16 protein-coding genes are annotated in these 18,901 nt (G+C 40.9%); 12 read left to right on the top strand and 4 right to left on the bottom strand.

Going from position 1 to position 18,901, the window contains the following annotated elements; all coding sequences use genetic code 11:
* The first annotated feature begins 70 nt into the window (after positions 1–70).
* The 11 genes from purT (at position 71) to GQY27_RS02785 (ending at position 13,129) form a co-directional block, all read left to right on the top strand.
* A complete protein-coding gene (gene purT, locus GQY27_RS02835; RefSeq protein ID WP_160031976.1) occupies positions 71–1,258 on the top strand; it encodes a formate-dependent phosphoribosylglycinamide formyltransferase in 1,188 nt (395 codons plus the stop codon).
* Positions 1,248–1,703 (top strand): GNAT family N-acetyltransferase, encoded by a 456-nt coding sequence (locus GQY27_RS02830; RefSeq protein WP_160031975.1) that lies wholly within the window; start codon positions 1,248–1,250, stop codon positions 1,701–1,703. The genes purT and GQY27_RS02830 overlap by 11 nt, the downstream gene beginning before the upstream one ends.
* 299 nt (positions 1,704–2,002) lie before the next feature.
* Complete coding sequence (locus tag GQY27_RS02825) at positions 2,003–2,650, top strand: YkwD family sporulation-associated protein (RefSeq protein ID WP_236570443.1); 648 nt, start codon at positions 2,003–2,005, stop codon at positions 2,648–2,650.
* A gap of 234 nt (positions 2,651–2,884) precedes the next feature.
* Positions 2,885–3,736 carry a GDSL-type esterase/lipase family protein gene (locus tag GQY27_RS02820; protein WP_160031974.1) on the top strand — a complete coding sequence of 284 codons (852 nt, stop codon included), beginning with the start codon at positions 2,885–2,887 and terminating at the stop codon, positions 3,734–3,736.
* The gene (locus tag GQY27_RS02815; RefSeq protein WP_160031973.1) at positions 3,729–4,697 is read left to right on the top strand and encodes an ABC transporter ATP-binding protein; all 969 of its coding nucleotides are present in this window, start codon (positions 3,729–3,731) and stop codon (positions 4,695–4,697) included. Before GQY27_RS02820 ends, GQY27_RS02815 begins: the two co-directional genes overlap by 8 nt.
* Complete coding sequence (locus tag GQY27_RS02810) at positions 4,690–5,679, top strand: ABC transporter permease (protein ID WP_160031972.1); 990 nt, start codon at positions 4,690–4,692, stop codon at positions 5,677–5,679. The genes GQY27_RS02815 and GQY27_RS02810 overlap by 8 nt, the downstream gene beginning before the upstream one ends.
* Positions 5,680–5,874: 195 nt before the next feature.
* Positions 5,875–7,851, top strand: a complete 1,977-nt coding sequence (gene parE, locus GQY27_RS02805; RefSeq protein ID WP_160031971.1) for a DNA topoisomerase IV subunit B — start codon at positions 5,875–5,877, stop codon at positions 7,849–7,851.
* A 12-nt stretch (positions 7,852–7,863) separates the two neighbouring features.
* On the top strand, positions 7,864–10,302 hold the full coding sequence (gene gyrA / locus GQY27_RS02800; protein WP_160031970.1) for a DNA gyrase subunit A: 2,439 nt from the start codon (positions 7,864–7,866) through the stop codon (positions 10,300–10,302).
* A 250-nt stretch (positions 10,303–10,552) separates the two neighbouring features.
* Positions 10,553–10,984 carry a MarR family transcriptional regulator gene (locus GQY27_RS02795; RefSeq protein ID WP_160031969.1) on the top strand — a complete coding sequence of 144 codons (432 nt, stop codon included), beginning with the start codon at positions 10,553–10,555 and terminating at the stop codon, positions 10,982–10,984.
* Positions 10,985–11,170: 186 nt separating this feature from the next.
* Positions 11,171–11,611 (top strand): MarR family winged helix-turn-helix transcriptional regulator, encoded by a 441-nt coding sequence (locus tag GQY27_RS02790; protein WP_160031968.1) that lies wholly within the window; start codon positions 11,171–11,173, stop codon positions 11,609–11,611.
* A gap of 9 nt (positions 11,612–11,620) precedes the next feature.
* Complete coding sequence (locus GQY27_RS02785) at positions 11,621–13,129, top strand: DHA2 family efflux MFS transporter permease subunit (RefSeq protein ID WP_160031967.1); 1,509 nt, start codon at positions 11,621–11,623, stop codon at positions 13,127–13,129.
* A gap of 55 nt (positions 13,130–13,184) precedes the next feature.
* Here GQY27_RS02785 and GQY27_RS02780 read toward each other — a convergent pair whose 3' ends face one another.
* Together GQY27_RS02780 and GQY27_RS02775 are read right to left on the bottom strand one after the other, a co-directional pair.
* A complete protein-coding gene (locus GQY27_RS02780; protein ID WP_160031966.1) occupies positions 13,185–13,919 on the bottom strand; it encodes an RluA family pseudouridine synthase in 735 nt (244 codons plus the stop codon).
* The gene (locus GQY27_RS02775) at positions 13,920–14,783 is read right to left on the bottom strand and encodes a class I SAM-dependent methyltransferase (protein ID WP_160031965.1); all 864 of its coding nucleotides are present in this window, start codon (positions 14,781–14,783) and stop codon (positions 13,920–13,922) included.
* 173 nt (positions 14,784–14,956) lie between these two features.
* Here GQY27_RS02775 and GQY27_RS02770 point away from each other — a divergent pair, with 173 nt between their 5' ends.
* The gene (locus tag GQY27_RS02770; protein ID WP_160031964.1) at positions 14,957–15,370 is read left to right on the top strand and encodes an Rrf2 family transcriptional regulator; all 414 of its coding nucleotides are present in this window, start codon (positions 14,957–14,959) and stop codon (positions 15,368–15,370) included.
* Between the two features lie 239 nt (positions 15,371–15,609).
* Here the strand turns inward: GQY27_RS02770 and GQY27_RS02765 are convergent, their stop codons facing one another.
* Both GQY27_RS02765 and GQY27_RS02760 read right to left on the bottom strand, forming a co-directional pair.
* Positions 15,610–17,109, bottom strand: a complete 1,500-nt coding sequence (locus GQY27_RS02765; RefSeq protein ID WP_160031963.1) for a 4-hydroxyphenylacetate 3-hydroxylase family protein — start codon at positions 17,107–17,109, stop codon at positions 15,610–15,612.
* A gap of 279 nt (positions 17,110–17,388) precedes the next feature.
* Positions 17,389–18,855 (bottom strand): ATP-binding protein, encoded by a 1,467-nt coding sequence (locus tag GQY27_RS02760; protein ID WP_236570442.1) that lies wholly within the window; start codon positions 18,853–18,855, stop codon positions 17,389–17,391.
* Positions 18,856–18,901: the final 46 nt, after the last annotated feature.

The raw sequence follows: 18,901 nt of genomic DNA, 5'->3' as shown, positions 1-18,901 counted from the left end.
TGCATTCTGCCGCAATAACCCTGAAAATAGAGAAATGTAATAGATTTCTCACATAGGGGGATGGGAGAGAATGTGGGGTGCTCCTTTTTCGGCTGAAGCCAAAAAGTTGCTGCTGCTTGGCAGCGGAGAGTTAGGAAAAGAAGTCATTATCGAAGCCCAAAGACTTGGTGTGGAGACCATAGCAGTTGATCGCTACGATAATGCACCTGCGATGCAAATCGCCCATAGGTCATACTGTATTAATATGTTGGATGGAGAATTGTTAAAAGAGATCATCCGGAAAGAGCAACCCGACATAATCGTTCCTGAGATTGAAGCAATTGCAACCGATGCACTAATTCAGCTTGAAGAAGAAGGATTTTGTGTCGTTCCAACCGCTAGAGCAACAAAGCTGACGATGGACCGGGAAGGAATCCGGCGCCTGGCAGCAGAGGAACTTGGGATTACTACTGCTGCTTATCGATTTGCAGATAGTTTGGAAACACTGCAAGCCGCAGTTCGTGAACTGGGAACTCCATGTGTTGTAAAACCGCTGATGAGCTCTTCAGGTAAAGGACAAAGTGTATGCCGTACCTATGAGGATGCTGAATCTAGTTGGAATGCTGCCTTGGAGGGTGCTAGAGCAAAAACGACTCGAGTTATTGTCGAAGCATTTGTTGAATTTGAAAGTGAAATTACCCTGCTGACTGTCCGTTCTGTATCTGGCACGGTATTTTGCCCACCTATTGGACATATCCAAAAGGATGGGGATTATATAGAATCTTGGCAACCGCATCCGATGAGCGAAGAGCAGCTGAATGAAGCAAAAGAAATCGCAAAGCGGATTACAGATAAACTTGGGGGTTACGGTTTATTTGGGGTTGAACTTTTTCTAACGAAGGATGGAGTTGTATTTAGTGAGGTTTCTCCGCGTCCTCATGATACCGGAATGGTAACCATGGTTACGCAGGACCTATCTGAATTTGCACTCCATGTAAGGGCAATTCTTGGTTTTCCAGTTACCAGTGTGGAGTTGTTAACACCCGGTGCTTCTGCTACACTAAAAGCAGATTTAGAGACAGCATCCTACAAAATTCTTGGCGTGTCTGAAGCACTATCTTTACCAAGAACTCAGGTCCGTTTGTTTGGAAAACCTGAGACTAAAGTAGGGAGAAGAATGGCAGTAGCATTAAGTGCATCACCCAATGTAGAGAGAGCACGAGATACGGCAAAACAAGCCGCAAATATGTTGAAAGTGGAGGTTAACCATGTTAAGTAATGTAGAGGCCCCAGTACTGACGATTCGAGCATGCGAACTGCACGATGTGGATTCGGTAACGAGTCTGATGCATGAGGTCAGATATCCAGCTACTCCTGGAGTCATGAGGGAACGCATTCAGATGAGTCAAACGAGCGAGAAAGCTTGTATGTTGGTAGCGGAAGTAGAAAAGGAAGTAGTTGGTTTACTAGGTTTGCAGTGTATTCAATCTCATGCAAGCCGTAATCAAGCAACACAAATTACTTCTCTTATTGTCCGTCATTCACACCGAGGTGAAGGAATTGGGCGTAGACTACTGGAGTTGGCTGAGAGTTGGGCACGTGAACATGGAAGCGAAAAATTGCTTATTATCGAAGGCAATCGGGATGAGCATAAGTCCTCATATCCATTTTACGAGCATATCGGTTTTATCAAACATGGGTATCGGTTCAGCAAGTCGCTTTAATCTATATATACGAGACAGACTCCATTTTTAATGAATTCATATTAAAAAATAATGAACAACCTAATGGTTTTTTCCATTAGGTTGTTTTTTTATGCTTTCTATTTCGTTATATCATCGTTTAATTTGGAATATTTTTCTGTGTTTTTTATTACAAAGCGATTCTGATGCTATTCTATCAAAAAGTTACGACTTTTTAACTATTTCCATTATTTACGGGTTAACAAATTTAAAAATCGCTGATATAATCCTAATCATTACAGTTACAAAATTGTAATAATTAATGTAGGAGTTGAATTATTTTGAAGAAGAACGTTCTTAAAAAAACAATTATTGCAGGAAGTCTTTCCGCTGTTCTTGCAGCTGGAATGTTGATTCCCGGAGCAGGACTTGTTTCCGCTCATTCTCTATCTACGCAAAAAGGTCAAAGTTATAGCAAATATATTCAGCAATGGTTGCAGCAGAATGGTTACATAGGGGGGGCCGTGCAAAAACCCCAATCAGGTTCGGGTAATAACAATTCGAACAGTGGTACGGGCAATAACAGCACAAGTCAAGATCAAAGCAGTTCTTCTGTCGTATCTGCTTATGCAAAAGAAGTCGTGTCACTGGTAAATAAAGAACGTGCGAAGGCTGGCCTTAAACCGCTTGTTATTCACACGAATCTTACTAAAATGGCTGTAGCCAAAGCCCAAGACATGAATGATAACAACTATTTCAGTCACACTTCTCCCACTTATGGATCTCCATTTGATATGATGAAGAAGTTTGGTATTACTTATAAATATGCGGGTGAAAACATTGCCAAAGGGCAAAAAACACCTGCAGAAGTAGTAAAAGCTTGGATGAACAGCCCAGGTCACAAAGCAAATATTATGAATAAGAATTTTACATTGATTGGTGTAGGATATGTTAACGGGTACTGGGTGCAAGCTTTTGTCGGAAAATAATACATTTCTAACCTTTGACTAATATCATAACCTTATGATTTACCTTTACATGCAAGATGCCATATTTTTTAGGTGCTATCCTATTTTGAAGTTATTTTGAGATCTCCACGATTGTTGGAGGTCTTTTTTTCATTTAATGGCAGATAGTAAAGAGGAGAAAGGCATTGATTTGCAAATAAGGACGGGAAGTTTTATGGTTACTGTAAGTAAATACAGCGTGAAGGGAATGTTTTTGTGAAGTCATCAAATAGAATTTGGATCACTGTGAGTACGGTATCCATCATTGTGACATGCGTGCTTATTTATGGCTTTATTATAGCCGTTCAGGATATAGTGAACCCTTCAGGTAACACTGATTTTATATCTGAACAAAAAGAGACAACTACCACTTCCCCTATCGAACAATCTACAGAAATTAAAATTGCTGCTATTGGTGACTCGCTTGCCAAAGGTACAGGAGATGATGAGGGAAAGGGATTTGTTCGCCGGGTTGTCAGTATGCTTAAAGAAGATGGAAAAGAAGTTAGAGTAACAGCAAATTTAGCGATCAACGGACTTACAGCGGAGAAACTTTTTCCTGAGCTAGACGAAGCAGGGGTGAAATATACGCTGGAACAATCTAACCTTATTCTGCTCTCCATCGGTGCAAATGATCTGTTTCAAGGTGCTCAGGCGGGTCAAGCAGCAGATATCAATATTCCGGACACGGCTGCACTCTTTGAGCTTTTAACCAAAGCTTCCGATTCGCTCGAAAAAGTGCTGAAAAAAATAGCGGAGATTAATCCTAATGCCAAGATTGTTTATGTTGGTTTATATAATCCTTTTAATGATTTGAAAGATCTGAAACAAGTTGGGAATGCTGTAGTAACCACATGGAATAGTAAAGTGCTTGAGCTGATAAGCACCTATGATCAGATGGCACTTGCGCCTACATTTGACCTGTTTGAGAACAATGTGCCGCAGCTGCTTGCCAGTGACCATTTTCATCCGAATGCACAGGGCTATGAAGAGATGGCAGAACGAATCGTAGAGGTACTTGGCATCACTGATCAACATGGAAAAAAGGTGGAGATGGGCGATGAGTGAATATCTGTCAGAGGAAATCGTATTATCTGTAAAGCATCTGAAAAAAAAGATAGGGCGTAAGTGGATTATTAAAGATGTTACTTTTGAAGTGCATGCTGGCGAAATCTTCGGGTTTTTAGGTCCAAATGGAGCGGGGAAGACAACGACCATCCGAATGCTTGTTGATTTGATTAAACCGACAGAAGGGGTTGTGGAGGTATGTGGATACCCTGTCCACCAAAAACCTGAGCAAGCACTAAGGTATGTAGGATCTATAGTCGAAAACCCCGAGATGTATAATTATTTAACAGGGTTTGAGAATTTAGAACACTTTGCACGAATGCTTCCGGACGTTACGGAGGAGCGGATCTATGATGTTACGAAGACAGTGGGACTGGATCAGCGAATACATGATAAAGTAAGCACATACTCTTTGGGGATGCGCCAACGCTTAGGTATCGCTCAAGCGCTTCTAGGAAATCCAAAACTACTTATATTAGATGAACCGACGAATGGTCTTGATCCCAAAGGGATCAAGGAACTGAGGGCTTTTATTAAAAAACTGGCTGAGGAAGGTTTAGCCGTTCTTGTCAGCAGTCATTTGCTTAGTGAAATTCAGCTTCTGTGTGATCGAGTGGCTATTATTAATAACGGTGAAGTGCTCACGGTAGGTAAAGTCGATGAACTAATTGGAGAACATAGTAATATCACGGTTTGGCACTTAAATCCACTGGATGAGGGAGCTCGCTGGTTAACGAATCATCCGAAAATTAAGAGACTGCGAGATACAACCATGTTAGATGACACGTTGATCGCAAATCTTGGACCTAATGCGATCATTACTGAGATGCCGGAGGAACTCGTATCACAAATGGTGAAAACCATGGTCATTGCGGGAGTGAAAGTGGAGGGAGTACAAAGAGTACATCCTACACTTGAACAGTTATTTTTACGAATGACAGAAGGTGAATCTATTGAATAGTCTCTTGCCCTTGGTTAAGAACGAGACCATTAAAATGATCAAGAAAAAAAGATTTTACGTAATTATACTTGTTTTGCTTGTATTAACGCCGATGTTTACCTATGCTCAGATGAAAGAGTCTGAATCAAAGCGCGAAAAGTTTGGAAATGACTGGCGGCTTGAAATGCAGCAAGCAATCACGGATAATCAGAATTCACTCGGAAGTGACCGGGTACCGGAGGAATGGAAGAAATATCGCAGAATTTATATTCAACAGCTTCAATATTATCTTGAGCATGATCTCAATCCGAATGAGCCTAGCGGGGTTACATTTACAAGAGTATTTATGAACAATTCCATAAACTTGTTTATTCCTTTGCTTGTGGTTGCAATGGCCTCAGATCTTGTATCTGGAGAGAGAACATCGGGAACGATTAAAATGCTACTAACGAGACCTGTTCGGAGATGGAAAATATTATTGAGTAAACTCCTCACCTTATTTTTATTCGTTTCTCTTCTTGTTCTTGCTGTATTTGTTATATGCTATCTTATAGCAGGGCTCTTTTTTGGATATAAAGGATTTACGATGCCCATCTTTACCGGTTTTCAAATCCATGGTTCTGATGTGGATATGTCAAAGGTCCATATGGTGCCCCAGTGGAAGTATTTACTGATGCAGTCTGGGCTCTTATGGTTTGTCAGCATCATCGTAGCGATCCTGTCTTTTATGGTGTCTACTCTAGTAAGAAGTACTTCTGCGAGTATTGTCATTATGATGGCTGCACTAATTGCAGGAAGTATTTTAACGAATATGGCTTCTTCTTGGAGCACTGCCAAATATTTATTCATGGTGAACCTTGGTCTCACCGGTTACTTATCGGGTACTTTGCCGCCGATTGAAGGAATGACTTTGGTATTTTCACTTGGAGTTCTTACCGTTTGGGGACTCACTTCACTGGTTGTTTCATTCCTTGTCTTTACGAAACGGGATATCTTGAATTAAAATGGACAAGGATAAGAAAACATCTGTTTGCATTTTTCGAAGTTTTAAGGTAAAAACAGAATAGGTTTCCATAATTTGTCTATAGACGTTCTGAAGGATTTCTATAGAGAAGATCCGCTTGTACTGTGAAATATATTAATATTCTAAAAGTGTGATCATTCATAAATGAGTGAAGGCATAAGAGGGGGAGCATTTATGGCCCAGGAAATGGATCTATCTGCTGGAGTTTCCGGCAAAGATATAGAAGCCGGTTATGGCGCTGATGATATTCAGGTGCTGGAAGGACTTGTTGCAGTACGGAAAAGACCAGGGATGTATATTGGTAGCACAAGTAATTCAGGCTTGCACCATTTAGTATGGGAGATTGTCGACAATGCTGTCGATGAACATTTAGCTAGGTATTGTAACAAAATTGAAATATCGCTACATAAGGATGGTTCAGTTACCGTTTCTGATAATGGACGCGGTATTCCGACAGGGATGCACAAGACAGGAGTACCTACTCCGCAGGTCGTATACACGATTCTTCATGCAGGCGGTAAATTTGGCGGTGGCGGATATAAAAAATCGGGTGGCTTGCACGGAGTAGGCGCATCGGTTACCAATGCTTTGTCTGAATGGCTTGAAGTTGAGATTTATCGTGAAGGTAAAATTCACCGGATGCGCTTTGAATACTGGGTAGACAAGAAGGGTAAAGAGCATGTCGGTGAACCGGTAACAGGGCTTGAGGTGCTTGGAAATACGAACCGTACCGGAACGAAAGTGACATTTAAACCGGACAGCAAGGTATTCAAAAACGGGATTGCACTTAGCTATGATACGTTGTCGGAGCGTCTTCAGGAGATTGCTTTTCTGAATTCAGGTCTGCGGATCGTACTGAAGGATGATCGTTCTGGCAAAATGGATGAGTTCTATTACGAAGGTGGAGCAAAGCAGTTTGTTGAATATTTGAATGAAGGCAAAGATGTCTTAAACGAAGTTATCCATTTCAATGCGGAAAAGGATGATATCGAAGTCGAAATTGCGATTCAATATAATGCGGGATATACCGAAACCATAGCTTCGTTCGTAAACTCCATTCCAACCAGAGGCGGAGGTACGCACGAAACGGGATTTAAAACAGCGTACACACGGGTGATGAATGATTATGCTCGTCGAACAAGTATGATTAAAGAAAAAGATAAGAATTTAGAAGGTAATGATTTAAGAGAAGGCATGATGGCGGTGATCAGCGTCAAGATGTCTGAAGTTGAATTTGTAGGACAGACCAAAGACCAGCTCGGAAGCGCATCAGCAAGAAGTACAGTAGATCAGGTCGTGACCGAGAATTTACAGCGGTTTTTAGAAGAAAATCCACAAGTTGCACAGACACTGATTAGAAAAGCAGTACAGGCATCAAAAGCACGCGAGGCTGCTCGTAAGGCAAGAGACGATATGCGTACCGGTAAAAAACGCAGTGAAAGTTCAAATCTAGGAGGCAAGCTGACTCCAGCTCAGTCCAAAGATTTTACAAAAAACGAACTGTTTATCGTTGAAGGAGACTCTGCCGGTGGTTCCGCCAAACAGGGAAGAGATTCGAAGATCCAGGCGATATTGCCGCTAAAAGGGAAGCCGATGAACCCCGAGAAGGCGAAACTTGCCGACATTATGAAAAATGAAGAATATCGTGCCATTACAGCAGCAATTGGTGCAGGCATTGGAACAGAATTTGCCGTAGAAGACAGCAATTATTCCAAAATTATCATTATGACGGATGCCGATACGGATGGAGCGCATATTCAGGTCCTCTTACTTACATTTTTCTATCGTTACATGAAACCGCTCATTGATGCAGGCAAAGTATATATTGCTCAGCCGCCGCTTTATAAAATTTCTCGTAAATCCGGTAAGCAGCAGACCTCAAGGTACGCATGGACTGACGAACAACTACAAGATTATTTAAAAGAATTTGGAAAAGGTTTTGAACTGCAAAGATACAAAGGGCTCGGTGAAATGAATCCAGATCAATTGTGGGAAACGACAATGAATCCGGAGTCCAGAACTTTATTGCAAGTGCAGATCGAAGATGCAGCAAAAGCAGAAAAAAGAGTATCCACCCTGATGGGTGACAAAGTAGATCCACGTAAACGCTGGATTGTAGAAAATGTTGATTTTACAGAGTACGAAGAATAGAAGGTGCTTTGAATGAGTTTACCAGAACAATTTTTACCGGCATTTTTAGAAGAAGTCGTTGGTGATCGCTTTGGCCGGTATTCTAAATATATAATTCAAGATAGAGCCATTCCCGATGTACGAGATGGACTAAAACCTGTACAAAGACGGATTTTGTATGCGATGTATGATTCCAACAATACGCCTGACAAACCGTACCGGAAATCAGCCAAGACAGTAGGGGACGTAATGGGAAATTATCATCCCCATGGTGATTCCTCCATCTATGATGGGATGGTACGTATGGCACAGCCATGGAAAATGGGCCATGTACTGGTTGACGGGCACGGTAACTGGGGTTCACAAGATGATGATCCGGCTGCAGCAATGCGTTATACGGAAGCCAGATTATCACCCATTGCCATGGAAATCCTGCGTGATATTGAGAAACGAACCGTTCTTTTTAAAGACAATTTCGATAATACGGCGAAGGAACCTGTGGTGCTTCCTTCTCGCTATCCAAACTTGTTGGTTAATGGAGCGAGCGGGATCTCATCAGGTTTTGCCACCGAGATTCCTACTCACAATTTAAGAGAAGTTATTGATGCTTGTATTGCGGTGATGGAGAAACCTTCGATCGAGCTTGATGAGATCATGACCTTCATTAAAGGTCCAGATTTTCCGACAGGCGGCATTATTATGGGCGGCGAAGGAATCCTTGATGCGTATCGTACCGGAAAAGGTCGTATCTATATCCGTTCCAAGACAGATATCGAGAATCTTCGCGGCGGTAAGCAACAAATTGTGATTACGGAAATTCCGTATCAAGTCGTTAAATCTCGTCTTGTTACAGCGATGGAGACAATCCGTTTAGAGAAAAAAGTCGAGGGGATTGCCGAAGTACGGGATGAGAGCGGCCGGGAAGGTTTGCGAATTGTTGTTGAACTAAAAAAAGATGCAGATGCACAAGGTATTTTAGCTTATCTGTTCAAAAAGACAGATCTACAAGTCACTTATAATTTCAATATGGTGGCGATTGTTAATAAAGCGCCGCATCAACTTGGCTTGAAACCAATATTGGAAGCTTACATTAAGCATCAACGCGAAGTGGTAACCTATCGTACCAAATACGATTTAGAAAAAGCAGAAGACAGAGCACACGTCCTTGAAGGACTGGTAAAGGCTCTGAATATCCTTGATGAAGTGATTGCTGCAATCAAAGCCTCCAAGAATCGCCAAGATGCACAAAACAATCTGGAATGGATGTTTGGATTCTCTGAAAGACAAGCGGACTCCATTTTAACCTTGCAATTATACCGATTAACAAATCTTGAAATTACAACGCTTCAAAAAGAGCTGGATGAAATCCAGAAAAAAGTGAAAGAGTTACGTAGTATATTGGAGAGCGACCGCAAATTGATTGGTATCATCCGCAAGGAACTGAAAGAAATACGTGATAAATACGGAATCGATCGTCGTTCAACCATCCAAGAACAGGTAGAAGAATTGAAAGTAAATCTTGAAGTATTGGTAAATTCAGAAGATGTGTTGGTAACTTTGTCCAATGACGGATATATTAAACGGACCAGTATGCTGTCATATACTAGATCAGGAGCAGAACGCACAAGTTCAGGGGTCAAAGAGGGTGATCTGATCACCTCCATTCTTGACGTGAATACACTTGATAACTTGCTTGTTTTCACACAGCGGGGCCAATACTTCTTGCTTCCCGTCCATCAGATTCCTGAATTTAAGTGGAAGGAACCTGGGACTGCCATTGTCAATGTAATTCCCCTATCAAAAGAAGACAAAGTAATTAGTGTTATTCCTGTTCGTAATTTTGAACAAGAAGAAACCAGTCTTGTATTTGTTACGAAACGCGGTCAAGTCAAACGTACCGAGCTTAAGGAATATGCAACAAAGCGCTCTTCCGCAGTAGCAGCTTGTAAAGTAGCAGCAGGGGATGAGATCATTCAAGTACAATTAAGTACTGGAAATAGACATATTCTCCTCGTGACGAAGAATGGAATGAGCATACGCTTCTTAGAAAGTGAAGTTAATTCTATGGGCCGTGTATCTGGCGGAGTCAAAGGTATTCAGTTAAAAGACGATGATGAAGTAATAGCAGCCCTATGGGTCGACGAAGATGAGGGTGAAATCTTTACCATTACGGAACTTGGGTATGGTAAGCGTTCCTTGTTGCTTGATTATCCTCTGCAAACCCGTGGAGGTAAGGGAGTCATTACCTTTGAATTCAAAGAAGGAAAAAGAGTAAGATCCAATGGAACCAGAATTGTTGGGGCTTATCATGTGAAAGATCCGAAATCATTACTAGCTTGGACGGAACAAGGAAAAACACTTTCGTTCTCGACAGAGTCAGCACCGATATCTGACAAGAAAAGTGTCGGTAAATCGATTGCAGGCGCTGATAAGACAAATTTGATTGTGAAAATTCTACAATTATCTGAGTAGACTAAAATAGATGTCATAACAAGTCCTCCATATGCCAAATTACGGCATGGAGGACTTTTTTTGATGCTTTTTTGGGAAGATTAAGAACCTTCGTCGATAAGGGTCGAGTGCCAAAAATGGGGAAGGATTCTTATCTAAAACAGCGAAATGTTCATCTAGCAAAGATAATTCAGCTGGTGAATAGTAGACCATGTAAATCAAAGTTCACTTATGTACATTTGACCTAATCCATGGAAAGGGGAGGAAATGAATGCATTCTTCCGAGTTTGTAAAATTGTGGTCCATACTAACGAAGGATTACAAATCACATATGGAACAGGAACTGGCTCCTGTACTCACGGAAGCTCAGCTTACTGTACTGGAACTTTTGCTGGAACACCCAAGAATGAAACCTTCTGAATTTACGCCTTATTTAGCTACTACACCTGCAGCGGTTACGATGCTGCTTGATCGAATGGAGAAACATGAGCTAATAGAACGAAGAAGAGATGACCGCGATCGAAGGGTCGTGTGGATCACGTTAAGTGAAAAAGGGAGGCTCGAAGCGGTACGCGGGACAACGATTAGAGAAGAATTTATTGATCAGACATTAAGTAAGATTTCATCGCATAATCAGCAATTGCTGGTGTACCTTTTGACAAAAATCACAACACAAACGGCAACAACGAAGCAATCTTCTTAAATAAATTATGGTCTGAAGCCAGGGATATATTATATTCCTGGTTTTATTTATGTATATATTTAATTAAGAAAGTAATTACATATGAAAATAGTTGACTATTTTTGTTATCGGGTTATAATATTACTTTGTAACCCTTATATTTCGTATACGAAATATTATATATAATAACTAATTAGGGTGAATTTAATGATGGCTTATGATGAGATGTACCATATTTTCAACTCTTTCCGCCAAGTATCACAAACGTTTCATCGTAACTTTTGGGTTGATGAGGGTACTGGGGAGATCGAAGTAACCAGGATCCAACTCCTCGTATTGTCCATTCTGGTTGAACATCCGAATATTGGTCTTTCGGAACTCGCTGAACTTTGTCACATGGGAAACAGTACGATGAGTGGAGTCATAGATCGTCTGGTAAAAGCAGGAATGGTTGTGAGGGAAAGATGTTTACAGGATAGAAGGTCACTCGAGCTTCAAGTAACGGAGAAAGGCAAAGAAACCCAAGAAAAGATGTATCATTTGTTTATGAAGCGGGTAGCTCCAATGATGGACTTACCAAAGGAAGATATAGAAAGCCTTTTACGCATTCATTCACTTATGATTCAAAAGATGGAGAAAGAGAGATGATTTGTATTTATGAGTAGTATTGCTGTGAACCAGTCTTCTCAAGCTGGTGATGTAAAGAAAGGTCCTATTCTACTTGCAATGCTGCTTGGTGCGTTTGTTGCATTCTTGAACCAAACATTGCTTAACGTTGCCCTGCCAAGCATTATGGGAAGTTTGGATATAACAGAAACGACTGTACAATGGTTGTCTACCGGGTTTATGCTCGTTAATGGTGTATTAATGCCGGTAACTGCCTATCTGATGGCTAAATTTACTACCAGACAAATTTTTATTTCGGGTATGAGTCTATTTACGATCGGTACACTATTATGTGGAATAAGTCCAACGTTTGCTATTCTGATGACGGGGCGTGTCATTCAAGCAGCGGGTGCTGCTATAATCATGCCTTTACTTTCTGTTGTTGTTCTTAACATTTTTCCAATTGAACAACGGGGTAAAGCAATGGGGATGATTGGGGTTGCCATGATTTTGGCTCCAGCTATAGGTCCTACGCTTTCGGGTTATGTTGTAGAAAATTATGATTGGAGAACTTTATTCTGGATCATTTTGCCGATTGCGGTGATCTCTATCCTTGTCGGTATGCGTTTTGTTAAAAATGTAACGCCTATAAGCAATCCTAAGCTAGATCTCCCATCCGTTATTTTATCAACGATTGGATTTGGTGGTTTGCTGTACGGATTCAGTGATGCTGGTTCAAGCGGTTGGGGAGATCCGATTGTGGTTTCCTGTCTTATTGTCGGAACAATTGCACTGCTTATATTTATTTTGAGACAGTTTAAACTAGAAACACCGTTGCTAGAGTTCCGTGTCTTTAAGAACAGAATGTATTCGCTGAATACCTTAATTCTAGTTGTAGTAAATATGGCGATGTTCTCTGGTATGATTTTGCTTCCCATTTATCTTCAAACCACACGTGGGATCAGTGCATTAGATTCTGGTCTTCTCATGTTGCCAGGTGCGATTGTAATGGGAATTATGTCCCCGATTACGGGTGGATTATTTGATAAATTCGGCGCGAAATGGCTGAGTATTATTGGCTTAGTGATTACTGTAGTAACTACCTACGAATTCAGTAAATTAACAATGGATACTTCCTATAATCATCTGATTCTGATGTATACATTCCGTATGTTTGGTATGTCACTCCTTATGATGCCAATTCAGACGGCAGCGCTTAATGATATTCCGCAAAAGTTAAATGCACATGGTACGGTAATGTTGAATACGATGCGTACCGTATTCGGTGCGATTGGTACAGCGGTTTTCGTAACCCTTTATAGCAGTTCGCTCAAACAATATGTTATTGATCATACAGATGTAAATATGAATGATGCAGCAGCTGCAGCTAAATTAATGAAGGATGCCAGCATTCATGGCATTAACTTTGCCTTTATTATTGCTACCGTCCTTACCGTAGTGGCTCTTGTTTTTGCTTTCTTCATTAAAAAGTCTGTTCCTAAGGATAGTAAAGGTTTCCCTATTGGTAAGCCGGAAGTTAGTACAAGTCAATCCAATTAAAAACTACACAAAAAAACCGTTCTGCTAAAGCAGAGCGGTTTTTTGTTGATTCCTTTTAAACAAAGGGCTGAAGTGCAGCACTTTGATATATACTTTCTTGCCATTCACTCCATGGATATTCCCTTGGGGGAATCGAGATCAGCTGTGTATATTCTTTTGTTACCGGATGTGGAAAACCGACAGAACAAGACCACAAGCAAAGTTGCTGTCCTGGCTTATTAACAGAAGAACCATATTTCTGATCCCCATATAAAGGACAGCCCATTTCTTTACACTGCACTCTAATTTGATGAGATCTCCCTGTATGGAGAACGACTTGAATTAAGCTGTAACGATCATTTTGGCCTAATACATAGTAATCGAGCACAGCATCTTTACCGCCTGGTGTTCCTTTAGGAACAGCCTTAACGATATTCGTCTTCTCATCCTTAAGTAAAGTATGTTCGAGCCTGCCCTGGGAGGCAGGGGGATGACCATGAACAACGGCTACGTAGGTCTTATCAAATTTTCTGGTCCGAACTGCATCAGATAGTCGGGAAGCCGCTTTAGAGGTTTTTGCAAAAACCATAGCACCTCCAACAGGTCTGTCCAATCGGTGAACAAGTCCAAGATAAACATTACCCGGTTTGTTAAACCTGATTTTTATATCTTCTTTTAGCAGATTCAGCATGTCCATATCACCCGATACATCTGCCTGTGTAGGGACATTAACGATCTTCTCGACACCTAATAGGTGATTGTCCTCGTAAAGAATGGTGATTGGAGGTAAATTACGACCATGTACCATCATTTATGATTCCCAGCGTCCCAGTATACCGCATGGCAGGGTCATACCGGATTTCGTAATCGGAAGACCGATCTCACCTGCTGATATTTTACCGCCATACTTATCTGTCATCGTCATGTTCAGCATGTTAGACAGAACCGTAGGAGAGATTCCTGTTGTATAGGAGTTAATCAGCATAAACAAGGGGTTATCCGACAGAATTTCGGTACAAGATTCAAGGAATGGATATAGGTTTTGTTCCAGTTTCCAAGTTTCCCCGTTTGGACCGCGTCCATAGGATGGAGGATCCATAATAATGGCATCATAACGGTTTCCACGGCGTTTTTCACGTTGTACGAACTTAAATACGTCATCAGTTATGAATCGAACAGGGCGATCTGCGAGGCCGGAGAGCTGAACGTTTTCTTTAGCCCACTGTACCATGCCTTTTGCAGCGTCTACGTGAACAACACTTGCACCTGCATAGGCAGAAGCAACCGTAGCCCCACCTGTATAAGCAAACAGGTTCAACACGGAAATAGGTCTTCCAGCATTTTGAATCTTGTCCATCATCCAGCGCCAGTTGGCTGCTTGTTCTGGAAACAAACCTGTATGTTTAAAACTTGTAGGTTTAATATAAAATTTAAGCTGATCATATGAAATCGTCCAGCGGTCCGGGATCGTTTTTTTCATATCCCAGTTTCCTCCGCCAGAAGAACTGCGATGATAATGACCATGCACATCGCGCCATGCACCGGTCTCTTTTTTTAGGGGCCAAATAATTTGCGGATCGGGTCTTCTAAGGATGATATCTCCCCAGCGTTCCAATTTCTCTCCGCCGCCAGTATCAATAACTTCATAGTCTTTCCAATCTTGAGCTGCGTACATGTAATTAATCCATCCTTCGTTTTTAACATTTAGATACTATTGTACAACAATTCTATGTTTTCATGCCAGTATTCCCCGGAATACTGCGGAAAAAACAAAATGGATTCCCTTGAGAAATGGTCTGATTCGCTTTTTTTGGGTAAACTTATGATATAGGAAGAAGGAGGAGAGCTATGGGAAACAGCAAAGCATGGATTTTATGGACGCTCATTTGTCTTGGTTTGTTTTCGACTGTTCTATATATCTATTCCTTTAGCGTATACCATTCAGGTCTTGATTTCGGGTTTCTAATCTTTGGCGTACTTCCCCTCAGCATGGGTTTATATGAACAATCTCGTATGAAGAAAACCAAAAATAGAAGGATGGAAAAGCAACTCTTAATGCTCGCTATGGAGCAGGACCAGCTGCTTACAATCTCTGAAATTGTATTGTATACAGAGATGGACCAGAAAACGGCAGAGCAGGTTCTAGAAGAATTGCGTAAAAAAGGACTCGTAAAAATAAAAGTAGCTGACAACGGAGTATGGGTATATGAATTTGAACCGTTGTTAACAAAAGAACAAAAACTTTCTGCTGAAAGAGTGTAGTAGTGGAGCAGAAGAGAGAACCTCTTTCGAATTACATAGAAAAGTAAGGAATGAGGCGCTGTGATAATGGTCCGTATTGGAGGATAAATCAGCGACTTAGATAAAAACGATTGCCGTGCGCTTGGAGCGCGGCAATCGTTTAACTAATGAAATGTTCGCTGATATTGATTCAGTTGAACATGATCGGCATGTAAATTAGTTATAGTTCTAGCAATACACTTATAATTATTCACTTCGAATCATTGCTCATCTTCTTTCACTTCTTCAACTTCTTTAACTGTTTCCTTCTTTTCTATCCCTAAGAAGTCATAAATCAACTGCTGATAATCTTCATGGTTGTCGTAACTGTTAAACATCCGGAAATTAACGGTTTGAGCATTACCGAAAAAGAAGCGCTCAAACTGACTTTGCCGTCCCCCGAATGAGCCAGCTCCAAGTTCCCATGCCAGTCTGAATAGAGCGATGCGATCTTTAGATGTGGACTCCAGACCATGTAAATACTCATAGACATAGCTTCCAATCTCTGAAGAGAGATCTTCTTCGTATGGAATCATAATAATACCACTAGAGCCAAGCCGCTGAATCATATCCACCATTTCTAAATAGAAAGATGGAAACAGAATGCTAGAAGCCAGAAGAGGACTTGATGCTGGCACATAATAACCATACTGGTTTTGTTTTGCACCTTCTTCTGCTGCAATTCTAAGCGCTTTAAACGTTTCAAGCATGGTCATAATCTTTGCTGTTTGGCCAATGATGTTAGCATCTAAACTTACATTCTGTTCTTGTGCCAGTGATTCTACAAGTCCGAGGAAGAATTCTGTTTTTGCTATATACCGAGATACAATTTGATGTCCGATATGTGTATGGAAATTTCCATCACTGAATAAACGGTAACCGATACTTTCATCGCCATAATAGAACATTCGGTCATGTGGTACGAGTACACGGTCGAAGATAACAAGCGTATCCATCTCTTCATATCTTGCACTGAGCGGGTGATTGTAGAAAGACTCGGAAGCATTGCTTTCTCGGCAAATAAAGGTGATACCTTTCAGGTCGTTCGGGATGGAAAAAGCGAAGGCGTAGGGGTTTGTCTCCTCAAGAGGATACAGGGTAGGGGTAGGAAATACGAGCATCTCATCACAAGTGACTCCTTGTGTTGCCATCATGAAGGCACCGCTGATGATAAAACCTTCATCATTTACTTCTATAACTTTAGCTGTAATCGAATCCTCAAGCAAATCCACTTGTCCTGATACTTTACTAGCGAATGGCTGAATAAAAGCGTGAGACAAAGTGATATCATTTTCCCTGCAGTAAGTATAATAATTACGAAGGTTATTCGCGTATGCCGGGTTATGCTCTTCTAAAATATCAGCTGCTGTATATAAAGACATGATCGCTGTATTCATATAGTCTGGAGAGCGGCCTAAAAAACCATGATGTTTCGCAGACCAAAGGTCCATCATGTGTTTTCTTTTTTTGATATCATCTAGATGAACAGGGGGCAGAAAAGAAAGCCCGACAGGTTCTCCCGTGAGTGGAGAGGGATAAGTCATTTCAGCTTGATACTCAGGATCACACTGTAAGTCGTATAATGCAGCCTGTGTTTTCATGAGTCCGCTGAACAAAGGGTGTTTTGAGTAAGGTCCTGTGATTCTTTTTCCTTGATACCATAGGTTTAAATTTTGTTGATCTATACGTTCGATATACTGTGTGCCATTTTTTATTGGCATGTTTTTCACCTCTTGTGGCTCGACTAGGAAGATAGACGGACATCTATCTGCTGTTAGGATACTGTACGAAAAAGCAGATTTGAAAGTACCTTGTCCATGGCGGAATAGATAAGATTGGGCGATATGCCCATACTGTGATATATGTAAGATAGATGCCACTCACAAAGAATGAGAGGAATAAATAAAAGAAAAAACCGTCTCGTCACATCCAAAACGTGGACAACTTGAGACAGTTCTCTATGTAAGCGGTTGTAGATTTAGTGTTTCTTACTATACAGATTAAAAATCTTCTTTATCTGAAATCATGATCATAGGTAGGGATACGGTAAAAGTGGTACCCTGCTTAAGAATACTGTCTACTGTAATAGCTCCGCCATGATTATGGATAATATTTTGTGTAATCATAAACCCAAGGCCCGTTCCTGTATCTTTCGTTGTATAAAAGGGCTTTCCTAGGGCCTCTATCTGATCTTTGGTCATGCCGTATCCTTGATCTTGAACATGAATTTGGACTTCTTTATCATTGACCTGAAGATAAACATGGATCATTCCTCCATGATTCATCGCTTCCAGTGCATTTTTAAGTAAGTTAATGAATACTTGCTTCAGTTGATTCTCCACACCCATAATTAAAACGAAGGGTCTCTCAGGGTATTGTGTAACAATCTCGATGTTTTTAAGAGAAGCTTGTCCATTCATTAATGTAATTACTTGATCTATTAAAGACATAATATTTAGCGGTGCGCTGGTATGGTTCTTTTGAGGCTTGGATAAAACGAGAAGTTCGTTCACAATGAATTCAATACGTTTTAACTCGGATTCAATAATCGAAATATATTGATCCGACTTGTCCTCCTTAGAGGAGCGGAGCAGTTTCATAAATCCATTGATCGCCGTAAGTGGATTACGGATTTCATGGGCAATTCCCGCAGCTAATTGGCCGGCAGTCGATAGCTTTTCGGATTGCATCGTGCGTTCTTTCTCTGCTTCTTGTTTTGTGATATCTTTGAAAATTCCGATGACGGCATCTTGACCTTTGAAGGTAATCTGTAATGAAAATCCTTCAACATATTTCTTATATCCATTTAAGCATCGGATTAGATAGCGAACAGATCCTAATTCATTGGTGCTATAATATTTTTCTCTTCGTTCGAAGAGAGTGCTATGACTTGAGGTATCTACAAATAGATCGGCACTCTTCCCGAGTACATCATCCAAACTTTCAGCATAGATCAATTGCAATCCAGCGGGATTCACATACTTAATAATTCCGTGTTTCGTTATCAGCACAGGGAGAGAAAGCTCTTCTAACATCTGTTGAAGAAAGTTCTCATTATCATGTAAAGCGGTCTTCGCTACCTGTAGCTGCTCCTCGATATCTTTAATCTTCGTGATATTTTCAAATTGAGCCAAATAATATATAGGAACTTGATTGTTATCCAGAACCATTGAAACATGGATGTGAAGAGCAACTTTTTGGCCTGAAGGATGAACATATTCTTGTTCATACCGTGTATGACTGGGGGTACGAAGATCCAATGGAAGGGACTGTCCCACTTGAATGATATGAATAATCATGTCGTCTTCCATGAAAGGAAGAGGGAGAGATGAAATGATATCTGGCTGGGTATATCCCAAGAGATCATAAAGTGCCGGATTTGCATTTAGGATGGTTCCATCTAACGAAATGAGAGCCATACCGATCGCTGCTTGTGTAAAAGCAAAGTCATAACTTTGTGGTCGCACTGAATGTCTCCTCTCTTGTGACAGGATGTATTTGATTTTAATTATA

The organism is Paenibacillus sp. An7, assembly GCF_009870785.1.
GTDB lineage: Bacteria > Bacillota > Bacilli > Paenibacillales > Paenibacillaceae > Paenibacillus.
Note: the sequence above shows the minus strand (reverse complement) of the source record. Positions and strands in the feature narration are given on the sequence as shown.